Raw genomic sequence first — 3,053 nt, forward strand, 5'->3', positions numbered from 1 at the left:
GTCAAAGCTTGATGACCATAGTAAGTCGGTCCCACCCCTTCCCATCCCGAACAGGACCGTGAAACGACTCTACGCCGATGATAGTGCTGCAACCAGTGTGAAAGTAGGTTATCGTCAAGCTAGTTATCAGGAAAAGCCCGCTCAGCATACTGTGCGGGCTTTTTCGCTTCAGCGCACCGGCGCGCACATAGGCAAGGTCAGCGTAAAGCGCGTGCCGCCGCCCACCTCACTGCTCACATCAATCCTGCCGCCCAGGATCTCGGTCACGATGTTGTGCACGATATTCAAGCCCAGTCCCGATCCGCCCACGCCCATCTTGGTGGTGAAGAAGGGATCGAAGATGCGCGGCAGATCGGCCTTGTTGATGCCGACACCATGGTCTTCCACGCTCAGCGTCACCCAGCCCTGCGCCGACAGCTGCGCGCTCACGGCAATCAAGCCTTCGCTGCGGCCTTCGTAGCCGTGCAGGATGGCGTTGTTTATCAGGTTGGTCACGATCTGGCCAAGCGGGCCGGGATAACTTTCCATCATCAGGTCCGCCGGCACCTGCTGCGTGATGACGAAGGGCGTGCGCTTGATGGTCGGTTGCAGCGTCAGCAGATTGCCGGCGATGACCTCGGCCAGCAGGAAGCTGCGCCGTTGCGAGCTGGTCTGGTCCACCGCAACCTGCTTGAAGTTGGTGACGATGTCGGCCGCGCGATGCAGGTTGCGGCTGAGGATGTCGACTGACATGCGCGCGTTTTCGATGTAGTGCTCGAACTCCTTGCGCGTGATGCCGCCTTCCTTGCTCATGTGCCGGCTGATTTCCTCGGTCTGCAATTCGAAGGTGCTGGAGGCCATCAGGCTGTTGCCGATCGGCGTATTCAGTTCATGCGCGATGCCGGCCACCAGCGCGCCCAAGCCGGCCAGCTTTTCATTGCGCACCAGGTCTTCGCGCGCCTTGGCCAGCGTGCCGATCATGTCATGCAGTTCACGGTTGGCGCGACGCAGCGCCAGGTGGGTGTTGATGCGTGCCAGCACTTCCTCGATCTGGAACGGCTTGGTGATGTAATCGACGCCGCCGGCGTCAAAGCCTGTGACTTTTTGTTTGGGATCGGTGAGGCCGGTCATGAAGATGACCGGGATGTCCTTAGTTTTCTTGCCGGCCTTGAGGCGGCGGCAAGCCTCAAAGCCGTCGATGTCGGGCATCACCACATCGAGCAGGATCAGGTCCGGATCGGCGAACTCGGCGCGCATCAGGCCTTCGGCCGCGGTTTGCGCCAGGACGATCAGGAAGCCGTGCCGTTCCAGCCGGTCCAGCAGCGCCGCCAGGTAGGATAGTGAATCGTCGACGATCAGGATCGTCGGCATCGGCACGGCGGGAATCTCGCTCTGGTTCATCTCGCACCCTGAAGATCACGGTGCGGCCAGTATATAACGGGCGTCAGAACAAGCCGAGGCCTTTCAGCATGACAACCAGAATCAGCAACGGCGAGACGTAGCGCAGCAGGAAGAACACGGCGCCCGTCACTGCGGCGTTGTGCAGCGCGCCCTGATTGGACAGCGCGCGCTGGAAGTTGTCGCGGCCCCACACCCAGCCCACGAACAAGGCTAGCAAAATGCCACCCAGCGGCAGCAGCACATTGGAGGACGCAAAGTCGAACAGGTCGAACATATTCATGCCGAACAGTTTGAAGCTGGCCATGGTGCTATTGGTCAGCGCGCAGCTGGAGCCCAGCACCATCAGCGCGGCGATGGTCAGCAGTGTGGCTTTGGCGCGGCTCATGCCCCAGCGCTCGTGCAGGATCACCACCGGCACTTCCATCATGGACAGCATGGCGCCGGTCGCCGCCACCGAGGCCAGCGCAAAGAAGGCAATCATCAGCAGCTGGCCGCCGGGGATTTGCGAAAACACGGCCGGGATCGTGATGAACACCAGCGACGGCCCGGCCGACGGCGCGAAGCCGAAGGTGAACACCGCCGGGAAGATGGCGATCCCGGCCAGCATGGATACAAACAGGTCGGCCAGCATCACGCGCACCGTGGTGGCGGGGATATTCTGGTCGTCACGGAAGTAGGAGCCGTACGTCATCATGGTGCCCATGCCCAGTGATAGCTTGAAGAAGGCGAGGCCCATGGCGGTCAGGATCACGCCCGCAGTAATTTTGCTGAAGTCTGGCTTGAACAGGAAGGCCAGGCCGTCCGCCACTTTGGGCAAGGTCAGGCTGACTGCGCACAGCAGCAGCAATAACAGGAACAGCACCGGCATCAGTTTCTTGGTGATGCCTTCAATGCCCTTGGTTACACCCATCAGCAGAATAGCGCCGATGAAGGCCAGCACGCCCCACTGCCACAGCAGCGATTGCACCGGGTCGGCGATCAGCGCACCGAAAGCGCTTTCGGTCACATGGCGGTCGCTGCTGAGGATGCTGCCGCCGATGGCCTTGAACACATAGGCGAATACCCAGGCCACCACTTCGGAATAGAAGGACAGGATCAGGAAGGCGGCCAGCATGCCGGCGGCGCCGACCAGCCACCATGGCAGGCTCTTTTTCGGTGACAGCTTTTGCAGCGTGCCGATCGGATCGGCCTTGGCGGCGCGGCCCATGGTGATTTCGGCGATCATCACCGGCAGGCCGATCACCAATGTCGCCAGCAGATAGATCAGCAGGAAGCCGGCGCCGCCGTTGGCGCCAGTCAGCGAAGGGAATTTCCATATATTGCCAAGGCCGACGGCTGAGCCCAGCGTGGCGGCCAGCACGCCAAAGCTGGAGCTGAAACCGCCGCGTTTAATCGTGTTGCTCATTGCTGCTTTCTATCGAAATCAAAGGAGTCGATTGTAGCAAACGAAAAAAGAGGGTTGACGGAATCAATGCCTTGCAGCATAATCTCATCTCTTCGCTGACGAACACAACGCTTCTCAGCATCGAAGCAGATCTTTAAAAAATTACAGTCGATAAATGTGGGCGTTTGATGCTGCAACAAAAAGCATTAAATGCTCAACAAGAAATACTGTCAGTATTTTGAGTGGGCGAACCATGACCAGAAATGGTCATCAAACAGAGATTAAACTA

2 protein-coding genes and 1 rRNA gene are annotated in these 3,053 nt (G+C 59.4%); 1 reads left to right on the forward strand and 2 read right to left on the reverse strand.

The annotated features are described in order from the left end of the window. The first annotated feature begins 7 nt into the window (after positions 1 to 7). Positions 8 to 120 (forward strand): 5S ribosomal RNA (rrf, locus tag GM676_RS31135). 48 nt (positions 121 to 168) lie between these two features. On the opposite strand, the gene GM676_RS31140 is transcribed toward rrf, so the two are convergent. After that, on the reverse strand, positions 169 to 1,380 hold the full coding sequence (locus GM676_RS31140; RefSeq protein ID WP_155468440.1) for a sensor histidine kinase: 1,212 nt from the start codon (positions 1,378 to 1,380) through the stop codon (positions 169 to 171). 43 nt (positions 1,381 to 1,423) lie between these two features. Next, entirely contained in the window at positions 1,424 to 2,785 is a 1,362-nt protein-coding gene (locus GM676_RS31145; RefSeq protein ID WP_155468442.1) for a sodium-dependent transporter, read from the reverse strand. Positions 2,786 to 3,053 lie beyond the last annotated feature (268 nt).

Source organism: Duganella radicis (assembly GCF_009720825.1).
Classification (GTDB): domain Bacteria; phylum Pseudomonadota; class Gammaproteobacteria; order Burkholderiales; family Burkholderiaceae_D; genus Rugamonas; species Rugamonas radicis.

Bases quoted from the DNA above. Each gene is read 5' to 3' on its own strand.
- GM676_RS31140 (WP_155468440.1), bottom strand. From the start codon at position 1,380: ATGAACCAGAGCGAGATTCCCGCCGTGCCGATGCCGACGATCCTGATC.
- GM676_RS31145 (WP_155468442.1), bottom strand. From the start codon at position 2,785: ATGAGCAACACGATTAAACGCGGCGGTTTCAGCTCCAGCTTTGGCGTG.